Annotated in this window: 18 protein-coding genes; 7 read left to right on the top strand and 11 right to left on the bottom strand. The window is 29.7% G+C overall.

Annotation, left to right across the window (positions count from 1 at the left end):
* Positions 1–85: 85 nt before the first annotated feature.
* Entirely contained in the window at positions 86–1,483 is a 1,398-nt protein-coding gene (gene fumC, locus GQS57_RS13915) for a class II fumarate hydratase (RefSeq protein WP_165733464.1), read from the bottom strand.
* A gap of 159 nt (positions 1,484–1,642) precedes the next feature.
* On the opposite strand from fumC, the gene GQS57_RS13910 reads away from it, so the two are divergent.
* Positions 1,643–1,816 (top strand): hypothetical protein, encoded by a 174-nt coding sequence (locus tag GQS57_RS13910; protein ID WP_165733463.1) that lies wholly within the window; start codon positions 1,643–1,645, stop codon positions 1,814–1,816.
* A 454-nt stretch (positions 1,817–2,270) separates the two neighbouring features.
* Here the strand turns inward: GQS57_RS13910 and GQS57_RS13905 are convergent, their stop codons facing one another.
* The 3 genes from GQS57_RS13905 to prfB all read right to left on the bottom strand — a co-directional run bounded on the left by GQS57_RS13905 (position 2,271) and on the right by prfB (position 6,453).
* Positions 2,271–4,733: a TonB-dependent receptor gene (locus GQS57_RS13905; RefSeq protein ID WP_165733462.1), complete on the bottom strand. Its 2,463-nt coding sequence runs from the start codon at positions 4,731–4,733 to the stop codon at positions 2,271–2,273.
* Positions 4,734–4,833: 100 nt separating this feature from the next.
* The gene (gene arsC, locus GQS57_RS13900; protein WP_165733461.1) at positions 4,834–5,175 is read right to left on the bottom strand and encodes an arsenate reductase (glutaredoxin); all 342 of its coding nucleotides are present in this window, start codon (positions 5,173–5,175) and stop codon (positions 4,834–4,836) included.
* Positions 5,176–5,352: 177 nt separating this feature from the next.
* The gene (gene prfB, locus GQS57_RS13895; protein WP_165733460.1) at positions 5,353–6,453 is read right to left on the bottom strand and encodes a peptide chain release factor 2; all 1,101 of its coding nucleotides are present in this window, start codon (positions 6,451–6,453) and stop codon (positions 5,353–5,355) included.
* Between the two features lie 89 nt (positions 6,454–6,542).
* Between prfB and GQS57_RS13890 the strand changes: the two genes are divergently transcribed.
* A complete protein-coding gene (locus GQS57_RS13890) occupies positions 6,543–7,562 on the top strand; it encodes a low specificity L-threonine aldolase (protein WP_165733459.1) in 1,020 nt (339 codons plus the stop codon).
* Here GQS57_RS13890 and GQS57_RS13885 read toward each other — a convergent pair.
* Genes GQS57_RS13885 through GQS57_RS13875 form a run of 3 tightly spaced genes read right to left on the bottom strand, consistent with a single transcriptional unit; the run spans position 7,559 to position 9,163 of the window.
* A complete protein-coding gene (locus GQS57_RS13885) occupies positions 7,559–8,041 on the bottom strand; it encodes a hypothetical protein (RefSeq protein ID WP_165733458.1) in 483 nt (160 codons plus the stop codon). The two genes, GQS57_RS13890 and GQS57_RS13885, sit on opposite strands and share 4 nt — an antisense overlap.
* Positions 8,042–8,049: 8 nt before the next feature.
* Positions 8,050–8,664, bottom strand: coding sequence for a hypothetical protein (locus GQS57_RS13880; RefSeq protein ID WP_165733457.1), 615 nt, complete (start codon positions 8,662–8,664; stop codon positions 8,050–8,052).
* Positions 8,665–8,668: 4 nt separating this feature from the next.
* Positions 8,669–9,163 carry an RNA polymerase sigma factor gene (locus GQS57_RS13875; RefSeq protein WP_165733456.1) on the bottom strand — a complete coding sequence of 165 codons (495 nt, stop codon included), beginning with the start codon at positions 9,161–9,163 and terminating at the stop codon, positions 8,669–8,671.
* 119 nt (positions 9,164–9,282) lie between these two features.
* Here GQS57_RS13875 and GQS57_RS13870 point away from each other — a divergent pair, with 119 nt between their 5' ends.
* From GQS57_RS13870 to GQS57_RS13850, 5 genes are read left to right on the top strand one after another with little or no spacing between them, the layout of a single operon-like run.
* Entirely contained in the window at positions 9,283–10,176 is an 894-nt protein-coding gene (locus GQS57_RS13870) for a MerR family transcriptional regulator (RefSeq protein ID WP_165733455.1), read from the top strand.
* Between the two features lie 58 nt (positions 10,177–10,234).
* Complete coding sequence (locus tag GQS57_RS13865) at positions 10,235–11,701, top strand: NAD(P)/FAD-dependent oxidoreductase (RefSeq protein WP_165733454.1); 1,467 nt, start codon at positions 10,235–10,237, stop codon at positions 11,699–11,701.
* Between the two features lie 2 nt (positions 11,702–11,703).
* Positions 11,704–12,546, top strand: a complete 843-nt coding sequence (locus tag GQS57_RS13860) for a phytoene/squalene synthase family protein (RefSeq protein WP_165733453.1) — start codon at positions 11,704–11,706, stop codon at positions 12,544–12,546.
* Positions 12,546–12,995: a sterol desaturase family protein gene (locus GQS57_RS13855; RefSeq protein WP_165733452.1), complete on the top strand. Its 450-nt coding sequence runs from the start codon at positions 12,546–12,548 to the stop codon at positions 12,993–12,995. Before GQS57_RS13860 ends, GQS57_RS13855 begins: the two co-directional genes overlap by 1 nt.
* A 58-nt stretch (positions 12,996–13,053) precedes the next feature.
* On the top strand, positions 13,054–14,190 hold the full coding sequence (locus GQS57_RS13850; protein WP_165733451.1) for a lycopene cyclase family protein: 1,137 nt from the start codon (positions 13,054–13,056) through the stop codon (positions 14,188–14,190).
* Positions 14,191–14,198: 8 nt separating this feature from the next.
* On the opposite strand, the gene mqo is transcribed toward GQS57_RS13850, so the two are convergent.
* From mqo to GQS57_RS13830, 4 genes are all read right to left on the bottom strand, one after another.
* Positions 14,199–15,557 (bottom strand): malate dehydrogenase (quinone), encoded by a 1,359-nt coding sequence (gene mqo / locus GQS57_RS13845; protein WP_165733450.1) that lies wholly within the window; start codon positions 15,555–15,557, stop codon positions 14,199–14,201.
* A gap of 315 nt (positions 15,558–15,872) precedes the next feature.
* Positions 15,873–16,784 carry an alpha/beta hydrolase gene (locus tag GQS57_RS13840; RefSeq protein WP_165733449.1) on the bottom strand — a complete coding sequence of 304 codons (912 nt, stop codon included), beginning with the start codon at positions 16,782–16,784 and terminating at the stop codon, positions 15,873–15,875.
* Positions 16,785–16,794: 10 nt separating this feature from the next.
* Entirely contained in the window at positions 16,795–17,523 is a 729-nt protein-coding gene (locus GQS57_RS13835; protein WP_165733448.1) for an esterase family protein, read from the bottom strand.
* A gap of 30 nt (positions 17,524–17,553) precedes the next feature.
* Complete coding sequence (locus GQS57_RS13830; RefSeq protein ID WP_165733447.1) at positions 17,554–18,174, bottom strand: GDSL-type esterase/lipase family protein; 621 nt, start codon at positions 18,172–18,174, stop codon at positions 17,554–17,556.
* Positions 18,175–18,326 lie beyond the last annotated feature (152 nt).

Below are 18,326 nucleotides of genomic sequence, written 5' to 3'. Positions count from 1 at the left end.
CATTTTCTTTTATTATGATTTACTTTGTTTAGCCAAAAAAAGCTGCATAAGTATGCAGCTTTTAGAGAATGTAAAATTAATATTTTTATTTTAAACCGCCAGTCATTTCTTCTGGTTTTACCCATTCGTCATATTGTTCTGGAGTTACATAGCCTAAACGAACAGCTTCTTCTTTTAAAGTTGTTCCGTTAGCGTGTGCTGTATTTGCAATTTCTGCAGATTTATAATACCCGATTTTAGTATTTAAAGCAGTAACTAACATTAAAGAATTATTTACCAATTCTGTAATTCTAGCATGATTTGGTTCTATACCAGCAGCACAATGCTCATCAAAAGATTTACAAACATCACCAATTAATTGAGCTGATTGTAAAACATTAGCAGCCATTACAGGTTTAAAAACATTTAATTCATAATGTCCTTGAGCACCACCAATTGTTACAGCAACGTCATTACCCATAACTTGAGCAGCAACCATTGTCATAGCTTCACACTGTGTTGGGTTTACTTTACCAGGCATAATAGAAGAGCCTGGTTCGTTTGCAGGAATAATAATTTCTCCAATTCCAGATCTTGGTCCAGAAGCCATCATTCTAATATCGTTTGCAATTTTATTTAAAGAAACAGCAATTTGCTTTAAAGCTCCGTGTGTTTCTACTAAAGCATCATGTGCTGCTAAAGCTTCATATTTGTTTTCAGCTGTAATAAAAGGCATTCCTGTAAATTGTGCAATATATTTTGCAACCAGAACATCATAACCTGCAGGTGTATTTAATCCTGTACCTACTGCTGTACCACCTAAAGCTAATTGCGATAAATGCTCTAATGTATTATTTAACGCTTTTAAACCGAAGTTTAATTGTGCTACATATCCAGAAAACTCTTGACCTAAAGTAAGTGGAGTAGCATCCATTAAATGCGTTCTACCAATTTTTACAACATCTTTAAAAGCTTCTGTTTTTGCTTTTAAAGTATCTCTTAATTGTGTAATTCCAGGAATTGTAGTTTCTATAATTTTTTTGTAAGCAGCAATGTGCATACCTGTAGGAAATGTATCGTTAGATGATTGCGATTTGTTTACATCGTCATTTGGTTGAATCACCTTTTCGCCTTCACCAATTACTTTTCCTGCAATTTCTTGCGCTCTGTTAGCAATTACTTCGTTCACATTCATGTTAGATTGTGTACCAGAACCTGTTTGCCAAATAACTAAAGGAAACTGATCATCTAATTTTCCTTCTAAAATTTCATCACAAACTTGTGCGATTAAATCTCTTTTTTCTTCTGTTAAAACACCTAATTCTGCATTTGTATATGCAGCTGCTTTTTTAAGATATGCAAAACCATAAACAATTTCTAATGGCATAGAACCAGAAGCACCTATTTTAAAGTTGTTTCTAGAGCGTTCTGTTTGTGCACCCCAATATTTGTCTGCAGGAACTTCTACGTTTCCCATAGTGTCTTTTTCGATTCTATATTTCATAATTATAATGTAAATTTTAGATACACAAATTTACAAAAAACTATGATTACATAAAGTTGATATTTATCATTTTTAGATAACTAAAAAAAATGTTTTTTTGATGCCTATCTTTTAAAAATAAATATTATTTTTGCAGTAATAATTTTACAAAATATACAAATGTTAGATTTTTCAGAATTTTCAGGATTGGTTTTATTTATGTTTATTTTTACAGCTGGTTTTTGGTTGTTAATATTCTTATTAACATTTGTGGTTCCTTACTGGATTGGTGGAACTATCTGGGAAAACATGAAGTTAAAGAAAGAAGCTAAAAAAGCTGCGGAAGGTAAGTAGTCTTTTTAAAACATATATTATAAAAACTCGTTCATTTATTTGAACGAGTTTTTTTTGGACTTATACCAAATGAATTTTAAATTGATTAATAATAAAATTGAATTATTTTTTTATTAATATGAAATAGAAAATGGAATAAGAGCATTAGTTGTAGTTTTATTATATATTAAAATAGTAAGGGGAAAAAAATAATTAAATCGATTATTTTAATTTTTCTTTGGGCGTTACCACAAGGGTCGGGCTTTCCGTTACAAGTCCTCGTTTTTTACAAAAAAGTAAAAACCTGTGGGCTTTTCACTAGAATCCCTAACGCGGGCAAACTTGCAAAACTTGTTATTAAAACAAATTGTTAGCAAATATGCCCGCGTTAGGGATTGAAGCAATTGTTTGAGCTCTTTTTTCTTTTTTAGAAAAAAAGCGAGTGCGGAAAGCCTGTTAAAACGCCCAAATACTTTTAAAATTCGTCTCCGCCACCATCATCTTCTCTGTTTCCATTGGGTTTTCTATCTTTTTGGTTTTTACTCTGATTAAATCTGTAGGTAAAAGTTAAAGACACCTGGCGCATTCTTCTTTGAAATGTTTGGTCAGTAATATTTGTAGGGTTTTCTTTACTTGGAGCGTACCCAACAACTTGGTACTTTCTAGAGTTAAAAAGATCACTAACATTAAGTACTAAGGTTCCTTTGTCTTTTAAAATATCTTTACTAAGTGCTATGTTTGTAGATAAAATACCTTCTCTCTCGCTTTGTGCATCGTTTTTTGGACCGTAATAAAAAACTCTTGTTTGAGATTGAATATCCCAAGGAAGCGTGATTTTAGCATCGAAACGCGTGAACCATGAGTCGTTTTTTGTATCAAAATTTTGAGTAATTGGTGTTAGGTTGCCAGTATTTGGGTCTGTAACGTTGTAAGTGTATTCTCCTTCTGTTTCGAATTGATAGTAATTAAAGCTACCAGAAAAACGTACTTTTCTACTAGCGTTATAATTTGCTGTAAATTCGAAACCAGATCTGTCTTCTGAAGCTAAATTAATAGGTTGTCTAATAATTACATTGGTTTCTTTTCCGTTTACAAATCGAACATCTTGACTGTTAACTCTCGAAATATTGTTTGTTGAATGTTGGTAATAAATAGAGGAGTTTAAAGTTAATTTACCCCAAGTATTTAAGTAACCTAAATCGAAAGAGTTTGTGTATGTAGGGTCTAAGTCTACGTTTCCTTTAGAAAAAATAACTTCACTTTCTCTACTTTCAAATGGGTTTAAATAGCGATAGCTTGGTCTTCTTAACCTTTTACTATATCCTAAGGTAAAACTTTGATCATCGTTTAATTCATATCCAAAGTTTACTGTTGGAAACAAATCTGTGTAATTTTTATTGTAATTTTCATTGTTATTCAATAACTGAATATCAATGTTTGTAATTTCTGCTCTTAAACCTAATAAATAAGAAAACTTGTTAATTTTACTTCCAAATTGTGTGTAAAAAGCATTTACATTTTGAATGAATTCTAAGTTATTAGAAGGGTTATATGCTGGGTCTAAATTAGGAGCGACAACTAAATAATTTGACGATAAGTCTTGGAAACTACCACGATAACCTGCTTCAAATTGTGAGTTTTCACCAATTGGTAACACGTAATCTGCCTGCACTAAATTGTCTATAGAAAGTTCGTTTGTAGTGTTTGTTTCTGGGTTTACATCTATAATAATTGCATTCTCGTTTTCCTTACTAGCACTATGCTGTAAATCTAGCGTTAATTTATGACCGTCTTCATTAAAATTATTTACATAATTTAAAGAAAACTGTAATGTTTTATCATCTTCACCTTCAGTTTGAATACGTGTAGAATTGTATAAATTGTTATCTAAAGCATCAAAAGAGGTAATGTTATTTTTAGAAATATCATTACCATCAGAGTCTCTTACAAATATAGTACCTGTAATAGAGCTTTTCTTGTTTAAATAATATTCTAAACCAAAATTAGCATTAAAGCCTTTTCTACTTCGGTCATTATCTCTGTTTTCTACTCTAATACTATCTATATTTCCATTAGATAAGTATGTTATATCAGAATTATAAACTCCAGGACCTGCACTATCGTTATACCCTAAATTAGTAAATACATTTATTTTTTCGGTACGTAAATTTAAATTTACACCACCTTGATAATTTTTAGGATCTCCAACAGTAACGTTTACAGAACCATTAAAACCAGAAGATTTTCCTTTTCTTAAAATGATATTTAAAATACCTGCCGTTCCTTCAGAATCGTATCTTGCAGATGGAGATGTAATTACTTCAACTCTTTCAATAGCATCAGAAGGCAATTGTTTTAAAGCATCTGCACCAGATAAACCAACTAAAGCAGATGGTTTTCCGTCTATTAAAATACGTACATTTTCACTACCTCTTAAACTAACAATTCCTTCAGGATCTACATCTACAGAAGGTACATTGTCTAAAACATCAGAAGCGGTACCACCTTTAACCGTCATGTCTTTACCAACATTATAGATTTTTTTATCTAAACGAATGTCTACAGTAGATTTTTCTGCAATAACAACTACTTCATCTAAACTACTAGCATCTTCATATAGTTTAATAGTTCCTAAGTTTTTGTCTGATGAAATTTCTTGAACCGGAAATTTGATGGTTTTAAAAGAAATAAACTCTACACTTATTTCGTACGTTCCTTTTGGGTTTTTAATATTAAAACTACCAGTTTGATCTGTAATTCCACCAGAAACTACTTGCGTTTCAGTGTTTTTTAAAACTACAGTAGCATATTCTAATGGTTGATTGGTATTTGCATCTACAACTTTACCTGTAATAGAAATGGTTGCATTACTCGGCTTTTGAGCCAGCAAATAGGTTGATGTTAATAGGCAAAGTAATAAGAGTGTAATTTTCTTCATAATTGTCTTTGAATCTTGTTATTTTAAGACAGCAAAGTTCTCTCTAAGTTTAATTAGAAGTAGTTAAAGAAAAGTTAAACAAAACACAAAAAAGTTAAGCTTAAATTATGGATTTAATATTTTCTGGAGGTCTACCAATAACTGCTTTGTTATTATTGATAACAATTGGGCGTTCTATTAGCTTTGGATACTCTATCATTGCTTTGATAATCTCCTTGTCAGATAACTCTTTTCCTTTGTAGTTTTCTTTCCATATTTTTTCTGTTTTTCTAACTAACTTAATAGGAGAGATGTTTAACATTTTAATAATTTCTGTTAGTTCTTTTTCTGATGGAATTTCTTCTAAATATTTTACAATTTCGAATTCTTTCTTAGAGTTTTCTAAAATTTCTACCCCTTGTCTAGATTTAGAACAACGTGGGTTGTGGTATATTTTTATCATTATTTTTAAGTTTAAAAGTTTTGCTATTCGTTTGCAAATTAGTTTAGCCCTGATTGAAATGGCATCCTTTTTTTATTTTTCTTAAAAAAAGATATAATCTTTCGACTTAGCTCAAGATAAATTCCTAGCAGGAAATAGCTTTTTATTATTTTTAAACTGCCACTGCCACTGCCACTGCTAACTGCTAACTGATTTCTGTCCATTTAACATTAAATAAGACTTTAAAAACGGATTTATATCGCCATTCATTACATTATCAACATTACCTGTTTCGTGACCAGTTCTTACATCTTTTACCAACTTATAAGGATGCATTACGTAGTTTCTAATTTGGCTTCCCCATTCTGTTTTTAGCTTTCCAGATTCAATTTCATCTCTTGTGGCTTGCTGTTTTTGTAATTCAATTTCGTACAATTGCGACTTTAACATTTTTAGAGCTGTTGCTCTATTATCGTGCTGAGAACGAGAGTTTGAGCAAGAAATCTGAATTCCGGTTGGCTTGTGCGTTAACTGAACTTTGGTTTCTACTTTGTTTACATTTTGTCCGCCAGCACCACTAGAACGCGCGGTTACAATTTCTATATCTGCCGGATTAATTTCTATTTCTATAGAATCATCGGCAACAGGAAAAACATAGACAGAGCCAAAGGTGGTATGACGCTTTCCGTTAGAATCAAAAGGTGAAATACGTACCAATCTGTGTACACCATTTTCTCCTTTTAGCCAACCAAAAGCATAATCACCATCTACTTCTATAGTTATGGTTTTAATACCAGCTACATCACCTGCTTGGTAATTAAGTGTTTTTAATTTATAACCTTGCTTTTCTGCCCACATAGTGTACATTCTAGACAACATTTCTACCCAATCGCAACTTTCTGTTCCACCTGCACCTGCATTAATTTGTATGGTAGCAGATAATACATCTCCTTCGTCGGATAACATATTTTTAAACTCTAAATCCTCTAAAAATGTACTTGCTTTTTCAAATTGTTCTACAACTTCTGCTTCTTCAACTTCGCCTTCTTTGTAAAACTCGTATAAGACATTTACATCTTCACTTAAAGTGATAGTTTTATGATAGTCTTCTACCCAATTTTTCTTTAAACGAAGCTCTTTCATAAAAATCTCTGCTTCTTTAGGATTGTTCCAAAAATCTGGATCTACCGTTTTCTCTTCTTCATTGGCAATTTCAATCAGTTTTTTATCAATCTCTAAATAAGATTTTAACTTTTCAATTCTTTCGGCAATATCTTTAAGTTGTTCTTGTGTAATCATAGGTTGAACAAAAATAAATGAATTTTTAAGAATTCTTGTTTTAAAAGATGATAGTTATTTTATAGATTTATCAAAAATTAGAATAAGTAATGATAATAGACTTAATTTCCGATACTGTTACCAAGCCAACAAAGGGAATGTTGGATGCAATGATGAATGCAAGAGTTGGTGATGATGTTTTTAAAATGGATCCAACAACGAATGCTTTACAAGAAAAAGCAGCTGAAATATTTGGAATGGAAGATGCCTTGTTTTTTCCTTCTGGAACCATGGCAAACCAAACAGCTATAAAATTACATACCCAACCTGGAGATAAATTAATCTGTGATAAATATGCACATGTTTATAATTACGAAGGTGGAGGAGCAGCTTTCAATTCTGGAGTAACTTGTAAGTTAATTGATGGTCAAAGAGGAATGTTTACAGCAGCACAATTACAAGAAGCTATTGCAGAAGGATTTGGTATTCATACGCCATTTGCAAGTTTGGTTTGTATAGAAAATACTACAAATAAAGGAGGAGGAGCTTGTTGGGATTTTTCTGAATTAGAAAAATTACAGAAAATATCGAAAGAAAATAATTTAGCTTTTCATTTAGATGGAGCACGTTTATTTAATGCCATGGTTGCAAAAAATGAAACTCCAAAACAATATGGCGAATTATTTGACACAATTTCTATTTGTTTGTCTAAAGGATTAGGTGCACCGATTGGTTCTATTTTATTAGGCTCTAAAGCACATATAGCAAAAGCTTTGCGCATTAGAAAGTTATTGGGTGGTGCAATGAGACAAGTCGGTTTTTTAGCTGCAGCCGGAATTTATGCTTTAGACAATCATGTAGAAAGATTGGCTGAAGATCATAAAAGAGCAAAAGAAATAGGTGTTGTTTTAGAATCGGTTTCTTATGTTACTAAAGTAGAACCGATAGAAACTAATATTGTAATTTTCTATGTTGATGCAAAAATAGGAGCAGAGAAGTTTATTAAAAAAATGGAGTCAAAAAACATTCTTTTAACGCCAATGGGCGAAGGAAGAATTAGAATTGTTACGCATTTAGATTACACAGCGGAAATGCATGAAATTCTTTTAAGAGAATTGAAAAACTTTTAAAAGTAAAAACGGACAATTGGTGAAAAAGCAGAGGCATAAACGCTTCTGCTGTCGTATAAAACATCATATCTTATACCAACAGCAAAACGACCAGTATTATAAGCTGCACCTAAATATAAGGCAGGAAAACTTGTTGATGTACTATTTGAGTTTTCTGAAATATTTGCAAAAGATTGTTCAAATTCTCCAGAAAGCTGAATACCTATATTAGGTATTTGGTATAAAGAAATAATACTCGCTCCATAAACATTAGTTTTTGTTGTTTCGTATTTACTATATATATAGGTTAAACCAGTTCCTAAAGCAAAACCATTGTCAAAATTATAAATGGCACTCGGAGAAATACCAATGGTAGTTTGCGAACCAAAACTCATACTTACACCACCACCAAACTGTACATTGTCCCAAAAATCAGTGTTTTCTTGAGAAAACATTGTAAAAGAGCAACTTAAAAATAAAAAGAGAACATATTTTTTCATAATACAAATTAATTAGGCTCGTCTAATTTAGCTAATTCTTTGTAATTTCTGTTTAATTTTTTTAATAAAATTCCATATAGCAATTGATAAAAGAGCCATAAGACACCTAATATTACCAATGTAATAACTAGAGTTAAGAGAATTATTAAAAATATTTGCTTGGTTTCTAAATCTTCAAACTTAAAATTTATTTCTGCTACCATTACAATAATCATCATTAATGCCATGTAACCTAAGTTAAATATCACATAGTTTCTTACTGTTTTTCTAGTTTTAAGAATTTTTTTCATCAACTTTTTAGTTGAATCAATGGTAGAAATACTTTTGTAATTCTTATAGAACATTACTAAAAAATAGAACAAAATTACATATGCTAAAACTTGAGAATAATAAACAAAATTCATTAATCCAATTTTTTCATATTCTAAATATGCTTCTTCCATATCTAAGAAAAAGTACATAGAATTTAAAATTACAAATTCTAAAATACCAATAATAAAGATCCACTTTACAATAGATGATGACTTAGATTTAGCCATTTTGTAGATATCAACAGACGAAAATTTATTTCCTTCTTCTGGTTGATTTTCCCACGTTTTTTTATATTTATCTAATAAATCCATGCTGTTATGGCTTTAAAATGTTTTTTAATTTCTCTTTTGCTCTATTCATTTTTACTCTTGCATTTACAGATGAAATCCCCAATGTTTCAGAAATTTCTTTGTAAGGTTTGTCTTCAAGATATAAAAATATCAACGCCTTGTCAATATCATTCAATTGATGAATCGCTTGGTACAGTGCTTTTAATTGTACCTCTTCTGTATCATCATAATCCGTCGCTTTTATTTTATAAGCAAAATCACTAATATCTTGTGTTTTAACTCTTCTTGTAGATTTTCTATACAACGAAATTGCTGTATTTAAAGCTACTCTATACATCCAAGTGCTAAATTTTGAATCTCCTCTAAACTTTGGGTAGTTTTTCCAAAGCTGAATGGTTATCTCTTGAAATAAATCATTATGAGCACTTTGGTTTGTAGTGTAAATTCTACAAATTTTATGAGCAATATTTTGATTTTCTTCAAAGTCCAATAAAAAATTTTTCTCTAAATCTTTTTGCACTTGTGTAAATTAGTTAGTTACCTATTAGTAGGGTAAAAGTATAAATTGTTACATTTTAAATAAAAAATATTTTATTCTTTGTTTTTTCTTTAACTTTGTTGAACTAAAAATAAAATACATTGAACAATATTAAATTGGATTTTACCATTAAAGACCTTGAAAATATTTCAGGAATAAAAGCACATACAATCCGTATATGGGAAAAGAGGTACAATCTTTTAGAGCCAAAAAGAAGCGAAACAAATATTCGTTTTTATTCAAATGAAGATTTACAGAAACTTCTAAATATTGTTTTATTAAATAATAATGATATTAAGATTTCTAAGATTTCAAAAATGTCTGATGAAGAGTTAATTTTGCAAACTAGAGCATTAGCTTTTGAAACATCTTTAAATGACGAATCTATTAATGCTCTAAAACTATCGATGTTTCAGTTTGATAAACGCTTGTTTAACAATGTTTATGAAAAGCTTTTAGAAGAAAAAACTTTTCAAGAAATTTTTCAAGAAGTCTTTATTCCTTTTTTAAATGATGTAGGTTTATTGTGGCAAACGGATACTTTAAAACCAGCTCATGAACATTTTATTTCTAATTTAATTGTTCAGAAAATTCTTATAAATACAGAAAAACTACAGTTCGATATTTCTGAATCAAGTAAAACGTATGTGTTGTTTTTGCCAGAAAATGAAATTCATGAAATTGGACTTTTATATTTAAATTACGAACTTGTTTTAAGAGGAGCTCATACCATTTACTTAGGGCAAAGTTTGCCTTTAAACAATTTGGATTATTTTTTAGAAAGTGATAATGAAATTTGTTTTATTACTTCTTTAACTATTAAACCATATGATGATAAAATAGAAGATTATTTTAAAGAAATAGATGTTATGATACGTAATTCAGGTAAAACATTTGTAGCTATTGGTCAGAAAGTAAATCAGGTTAAACACCTAGATTTAAGTCCACAAATTCACCTACATAACACTATAACTGATTTGTTAAAGGTGATATAATTTTATATTTTCAATTTTATGTTTAATAAAATTGTATATTTGTTAAACAAAATTAAAAATGAAGAAGAAAATTTATATAATAGGATCGGGTTTTTCTGCTTTATCAGCTTCTTGTTATTTAGCAAAAGCAGGTTATGAAGTTATTATTTTAGAGAAAAACGATACTTTAGGAGGAAGAGCAAGACAGTATAAAAAAGATGGTTTTACTTTTGATATTGGGCCATCTTGGTATTGGATGCCAGATGTGTTTGAGCGTTTTTTTGCTGATTTTGATAAAAAACCATCTGATTATTATACGCTGGATAAATTAAATCCTGGTTACGAAGTTTATTTCGGAGAAAATTCATCCGTTAAAATAGCCAGCGAATTAAAAGAAATTTATCAACTTTTTGAAGATGAGGAAAAAGGAAGTGCTAAGCATTTAAAAACTTTTTTAGATTCAGCAAAATCTAATTATGATACTGCCATAAAAGATTTGGTATATCAACCAGGAGTTTCTCCTTTAGAATTGGTAAATACAACAACTATTGCAAGAGTTTCTCAGTTTTTTTCAACCATAAGAAAACAAGTTAGAAAAGATATAAAAAGTGAAAAATTAATTAAGATATTAGAATTTCCTGTTTTGTTTTTAGGAGCAAAGCCTAATAATACACCTGCATTTTATAATTTTATGAATTATGCAGATTTCGGATTAGGAACTTGGCACCCAAGAGGAGGGATGTATACCGTTATAGAAGGTATGGTTTCTTTGGCTAAAAGTTTAGAGGTAACGTTTAAAACGAATGCCAATGTTGAAAAAATTATAACTGATACTTCTAAAAATGTAACTGGTTTATTGGTAAATGGAAAGGAAATTAAAACGGATTTAGTTTTAAGTGGAGCAGATTATCATCATACAGAAACTTTGTTAGATAAAAATGTAAGACAGTATTCAGAGAATTATTGGGAGAAAAAAACCTTTGCTCCATCTTCTTTATTGTTTTATGTTGGGTTTGATAAAAAAATAGAAAATGTAAGTCATCACACGTTGTTTTTTGATACCGATTTTGATGCTCATGCAAAAGAGATTTATGATAATCCACAATGGCCAACAGATCCTCTCTTTTATGCAAATTTCACTTCTATTACAGATAAAACTTCTGCACCAGAAGGTAAAGAAGCTGGTTTTTTCTTAATTCCTTTAGCTCCCGGAATAGAAGATACAGAAGAACTAAGAGAAGAGTATTTCCATAAAATTATGGATAGATTTGAGGCATTAACAAATCAAGAAGTAAAAAAATATGTGTTGTTTAAAAAGTCTTTTTGTGTAAATGATTTTAAAAGTGAATACAACTCTTACAAGGGAAATGCATACGGAATGGCAAATACACTTTTACAAACTGCTTTTTTAAGACCAAAAATAAAAAGTAGTAAAATAAAAAATTTGTATTTTACAGGGCAGTTAACTGTTCCAGGTCCTGGGGTTCCTCCTGCTTTAATATCTGGAAAAATTGCATCAGAATTAATCTTTAAAAATCAACTATAATTATGAAAGAACTATTTGATAGCGTTTCTAGTGAATGCAGTAAGTTGGTTACAAAAAAATACAGCACTTCTTTTTCTTTGGCTGTAAATATGTTATCTCCAAAAATTAGAACAGATATTTATAATATTTATGGTTTTGTCCGTTTTGCAGATGAAATTGTAGATTCTTTTCATGATTATAATAAAGAACTTTTAATGGAACATTTTGAAAGAGATTATTATCTAGCAAAAGGGCTTGGTATTAGTCTAAATCCCATTTTAAATTCTTTTCAGCAAACTGTTCTTAAATATAAAATACCAGATGAAATGGTGCAAGCCTTTTTAAAAAGTATGAAAGCAGATTTGTTTAAAACAGAATATCAAACTAAAGAAGAATATGATGCGTATATTTATGGTTCTGCAGATGTAGTTGGGTTAATGTGTTTAAAGGTTTTTGTTGATGGTGATGATAAAAGATTTGATGAATTAAAGGATGCTGCAATGCGTTTGGGGTCTGCTTTTCAGAAAGTAAATTTTTTACGTGATTTAAAAGATGATTTTGAAGTGTTGAATCGTTCTTATTTTCCGAATATAAATTTAGGAGAATTAGACGCATCTTCTAAACAGTTGATTATTGACGAAATTGAAGCAGATTTTGAATTTGCTTATCAAAACGGAATTCTTAAATTGCCTGTCGAAGCAAAGTTTGGAGTTTATATGGCATATCGATATTATAAAAGACTGCTTAAGAAGTTAAAAGATGTTCCGTCAGAAAAAATTATGGATACTAGAATTCGTATATCGAATCCGATGAAAATAAATTTGTTAGCTAGAAGTTACGTAAAATATAAATTAAACATTATTTAATGATCTTTGTTCTAATTACTTTGGGTGTTTTTCTTTTTATGGAATGCGTTACATGGGTTACGCATAAATTTGTGATGCATGGTTTTGGTTGGTATTTACACGCAGATCATCATCAGCCAAAATACCAAGGTGTATTCGAAAAAAACGATGCTTATTTTATTGTTTTTGCCATACCTAGTATTTTACTTTTTTACTTTGGTACCTATACAGAGTATACGTTTCTGTTTTTTATTGGACTCGGAATTCTGTTTTACGGAATAGCCTACTTTTTAGTGCACGATGTTTTAATTCACCAACGTTTTAAATGGTTTAAACATACTAATAATCGTTATTTAAGAGGCTTGAGAAAAGCTCATAAAATGCACCACAAGCATTTAGGTAAAGAAGAAGGAGAATGTTTTGGAATGTTATTTGTCCCTTTTAAATATTTTAAAAAACCAAAACTTTAAGGTTTTTAAACTAATTAATTACTTCAATTTTTACTAAACACACTATTATATCTCTATTTTGAATTATTACGACTACATAATTGTTGGAGGGGGAGCATCTGGCCTAATGATGGCTTATAGGATGTCTAAAGATTCTTTTTTTGATGACAAATCTATATTGATTGTAGACGAAGTAAAAAAGCAAGTTAATGATAAAACTTGGTGTTATTGGGAAGAACAAGATGGCGAATGGAATGATATTTTAACTACTTCTTGGAAAAAGATTGTATTTAAGAGTGCTATTTATAACAAGATAGAAAGTATTGCTCCTTATCAATATAAAATGATTCGTAGTAAAGATTTTTATCTAAAAATATGGAATCAAATAGCATTAAAAACAAATATTTCCTTTCTTGAAGAAAGTGTTATTAATATTAATCAACTATCCTCCGAGGCAGAGGTAATAACAGAAAATAAGGTTTTAAAAACACCAACTGTACTTAATAGTATTTTGAGTGATGATTATAAAAAACAGTCTAAATACCCTGTTTTAAGACAACATTTTGTTGGTTTTTTTATACAAACAGAAGAAGATTCTTTTGATGATAGTGCAGCAACTTTTATGGATTTTACGGTTGCACAAAAAGGAAATACACGTTTTATGTATATACTTCCTTACAATAAAAAAGAAGCATTGTTTGAGTATACTTTGTTTTCTAAAGATTTATTAGCTTATAATATTTATAAAACAGAAATAGAAAAATATTTACAAAGTAAAAATATTATCAATTATAAAATTATTGAAAAAGAGCAAGGTTTAATACCAATGACCTGTTATAAATTTTGGAATAAAAACTCAAAAAATATTATTAATATTGGTACTGCAGGTGGCTGGTCTAAAGCGAGTACAGGTTTTACTTTTAATAATATCAATAAAAAAACAATCCTTTTAATTGATCATTTAAAACAAAATAAACCATCACCAAAATTTCACAAAATAAATAAATTCTGGTTTTATGATTTATTGTTATTAGATATTTTAAGTGAAAAAAACCATATAGGATCTTTTCTTTTCTCAAATTTATTTAAACGTTCTTCACCTAAAAAAATATTAAAATTTTTAGATGAAGAAACTTCTGTTTTTGAAGATTTACAAGTGATACTTAAAATGCCTCCAAAACATTTTATCATAGCACTTTTTAAAAGAATTTTATAATTTAAGACCTATTTAAAACTTTTGTCAAACACTTCTTTCATTACAGAGTAAGAAGTAGATGCTCCTGGTGAAGCGCCTAAAAGAGCAGCAATTGTTTTATCTTCAGAAATTATTATTTCTGTTCCAAATTCTAATTTACCAAACCCTTTTTTATTTCTTTTTATAATTTGAACACGTTGTCCAGCAATTACAGTTTTCCAATCGTCATTATTTGCTTCAGGATAAAAAGCTCTTAATTCTTCCATTCTATCTTTAAAAGATAATCTTACTTGTTTTATTAAGTATTTTACAAGCGGTAAATTTTGATAACCTGCACCTAACAAACTCATAATATTATCAAACTCTACAGATCTAGGTAAATCGAACATAGAACCGTGTTTTAAGAATCTAGTTGTAAAGCCAGCAAAAGGACCAAATAACAATTCTTTTCTACCGTTAATCATTCTAGAGTCCATATGAGGAACAGACATTGGTGGTGCACCACGTCCTGCTTTACCGTAAGCTTTTGCGTTATGCTTTTCTATAATTTCAGGATTGGTACAACGCAACCATAGACCACTTATAGGAAAACCTCCATAACCTCTTGCTTCTTTTATATTTGCTTTCTCTAATAAAGGCAATGTACCTCCACCAGCTCCAATAAAAAGATATTTAGAGGCAAGCATCCAACTTTTAACAACGTTTTGCCCTTTTATTGTTACTACCCAATTACCTCTTTTAGACTTTTGTATGTTGTTAACGTTACTATGATTTAATAATTCTACGTTGTCTTGTTTTTTTAAGAAACGAAATATTTGTTCTGCAATTTCACCAAAGTTAACATCATATCCTTTTTCAAAAAAGGTAGCAGCAATTTCTTCTTTATCTGCTCTTCCTTCCATCATTAAAGGGAGCCATTTTTTTACTTGTTCTTTATCTTTAGAGAAAAGCATTCCTTTAAATTGAGGGTTATCTTTTATAACCTCATAACGCTTTTCTAAAAAAGCAACGTCTTTTTTTCCTCTAACAAAACTAAGATGTGGAACTTCGCTTATACATTTTGATAAATTGTTGATATAGCCTTTTTCTTCACAGTCTTTCCAAAAATTATAAGTTTCTGTAAATTGCTCCGAAATACTGATGGCTTTTGTAATATCTACAACACCTTTTTTTTCTGGAGTGTAATTCAATTCACAATTCCCAGCATGTCCAGTACCTGCATTATTCCAAGCCTCAGAACTTTCTTGGGCTATTGTAGGTAGCTTTTCTATGATGGTTATTTTCTTCCCAGGAAATTTTTCAAAAAGTAAGATGGCTAATGTTGCAGACATGATACCACCTCCAATAAGTACAAATTCGGAATGTTTTACAGATGAAATTTTTGGCATTTTTTTTATTTTAAGAGCACAAAGATACTTGTTTCTTGAGGTTTTTAAAACTGATTTTTGTTGAGATTTTAGTAATTTTTATATAGTTAAATTATATAATACATAAATAAATCGCTTATATAAAAATATTTTGAAATTTATATTGAAGGTATGGGTTCTTTATAGTCCATTTTAAAGATTTAATAGTACGAAATTGAAAAATAAATGGACGCTCTTTTTTCCAAATAGAATAAAGCATTTAATTTTTCTAAATTATTAAAAAGAAATAATTTTCTTGTTCATTTTTAAAGTTGGAGTTTAAAAAATAATTTAAAGCTACATGGTTTTTAGCCAATCGTCTAATCTATCTAACCAAGTATGTAAATAACCTTTTTGATTTATTGCTAAAGAAAAACCGTGACCTCCATAAGGATAAATATGCATTTCTACTTTTACTTTTTTATCATTTAAAGCTTTGTAAAACTGTATACTGTTTTCTACAGGCACTGCATTGTCATTAGAAGAATGCACTAAAAAAGTAGGAGGTGTATTTTCTGTAACTTGTAACTCATTAGAGTATTGTTCTATTAATTCTTTGGTAGGTGTTTTGCCTATCAATTGATTTCGAGAACCTTTATGTGTATAATCATCCTTCATCGTAATTACGGGGTAAATTAAAGCCATAAAGTCTGGTCTTGCAGAAATGGTGTCTATAGATTCTTCTTTAAAATTATTATCAGTATCAAACTGAGTGCCCAAAGTTGAGGCTAAATGTCCGCCAGCAGAAAAACCGATTACCCCAATTTTATTTGGATTAATACCGAATTTATCAGCATTAAAACGAACCCATCTCATCGCTCTTTGAGCATCTTGCAAAGGAGCTTCATTGGGAGTTTTTTGAGACTTAGAATTTGGTAATCTATACTTTAGAACAAAAGCAGTAATTCCCTTGCTATTAAACCATTTTGCAATTTCAGTGCCTTCCCAATCATAGGCTAACATAGTATAACCTCCACCTGGATAAATAAGAACAGCCTTATCTGTTGCATTTCGTTTGGATGGAGCATAAATTTCTAATGTTGGTTTTTTAACTTTAGATATTTTAATAATATCTCCATGTTCTATAAATTCTTCTTCGCTAGTTTCTATGCTATTTGGGACGATTTTCCAAAGAGAGATAACTTCATTTTGTGCTTGTAATTGACCAAAGGATATTATCATAAATAAAAAAATAAGTCTTAGTTTCATATAGGTTATTTTAAAAATAGAGATTTACCATTGTACGCCAATAACATGCTCTATGGGCTTCTTCTTGCCATTCAAATAAGTGATGTGGAATTCCTTTTTCCTGTAAAATATTACATAGTTTATAGTTGCTTTCTAAAAAAACATCTTCTTTACCGACGGCTAATATAATATTCATTTTACTCAATTGATTAAGTAAATTTTGATCGTCTAAATTTTTTAAATATTGATTAGGCATGTTAAAGTACACAAAATCATTATGAAAACCACTTAACAAGTCTTTAAAGTAACCATTAGATTTCGTTAAATCATAACGTCCACTCATACCAACAACTTTAGAAAACAATGTTGGATGTCGCATGGCTATGTTTACCGCATGGTAAGCACCTAAACTGCAGCCTGCAGATACTATATTTTTATTTGAGTTTTGTAAATTGGCGAAAGGGAGAACTTCTTCTATAACGTAGTTTTCATATTGTATATGTCTATAAATTCTATAACCTGGATCTTTAAAACTGTTGTAAAAAGATTCTAAATCTACACTGTCTACACAATAAACTTGTAATTCTCCTTTTTTAATCTTTTGCTCTACAGAGGCAATAATTTTCCAGTTTTCATAATCATAAAAACGTCCCATTCTCGGTGGGAAAAACAAAACTTTTTCACCTGAAAATCCAAATACAAGGAGTTCCATTTCTTTTTCAAGATTTTGACTATACCATTTATGATATTCTCTTTTCATGAAAAATTAATTTTTCATTAAGATACTATTTTAAAATGTTTTTTCGAGTATTTTTTGAGGGAAAATTTTAGGATGTTTCTGGAGTGTTTTCTCTAATAAGTTGTACCCCTTAGAGTTAAAATGTAATCCATCTTCTTCAAAATACTTGCTATTCGGTTCTCCTTTTTTATCTAATAAGGCATCATAAATATTTACAAAATGAAAATTATCGTCTTTAGACATTAATTTTTGAATGTTTTTATTTGTGTAATTGATGCTTTCTTGCAGATGACTACGTGCAATACTAGGTTTTATAGAAATACAAGTACATTTTATGTTACCGTATTTAGTTCTAATTTTAAATAGTAAGTTTTCTAAAAATAGAATAATTTCTTCTGGATGTCTGCCGTCTCCTAAATCATTGTCTCCTGCATAAATTACAATAGCATCTATATCTTTTATGTTTTCAAAAATACGATCAAAGAACCAAGTACAAGCAGCCAAGGTAGAGCCTCCAAATCCTAAATTTATTGGTTTATGTTCTTTAAAAGTAGTAGTTAAGTTATTCCATAGGGTTAATGTAGAACTTCCGTAAAAAATCGTTTTGGGAGGATATTCTAATTCTTTAATTTGATTTTCTAATCGTTCTAAATCTGGATGATACCAAAACATGTATATTTTTTTAGGGTTAATTTTTCAATATAGAATTAAAAAGTTAAATAGTATTAAAATGGTTATAAAATTAAGCGTTGCCCCTGCGTTTTTAAGGGATATCCCTACTAAAATACACCTAGAATCACTTTTTATGTCTACGAAAGTGGCTT

It is taken from the genome of Polaribacter sp. 20A6 (genome assembly GCF_011378915.1).
Classification (GTDB): Bacteria; Bacteroidota; Bacteroidia; order Flavobacteriales; family Flavobacteriaceae; genus Polaribacter; species Polaribacter sejongensis.
The sequence above is the reverse complement of the archived record's forward strand: the minus strand, read 5'-3'. Positions and strand labels throughout refer to the sequence as shown.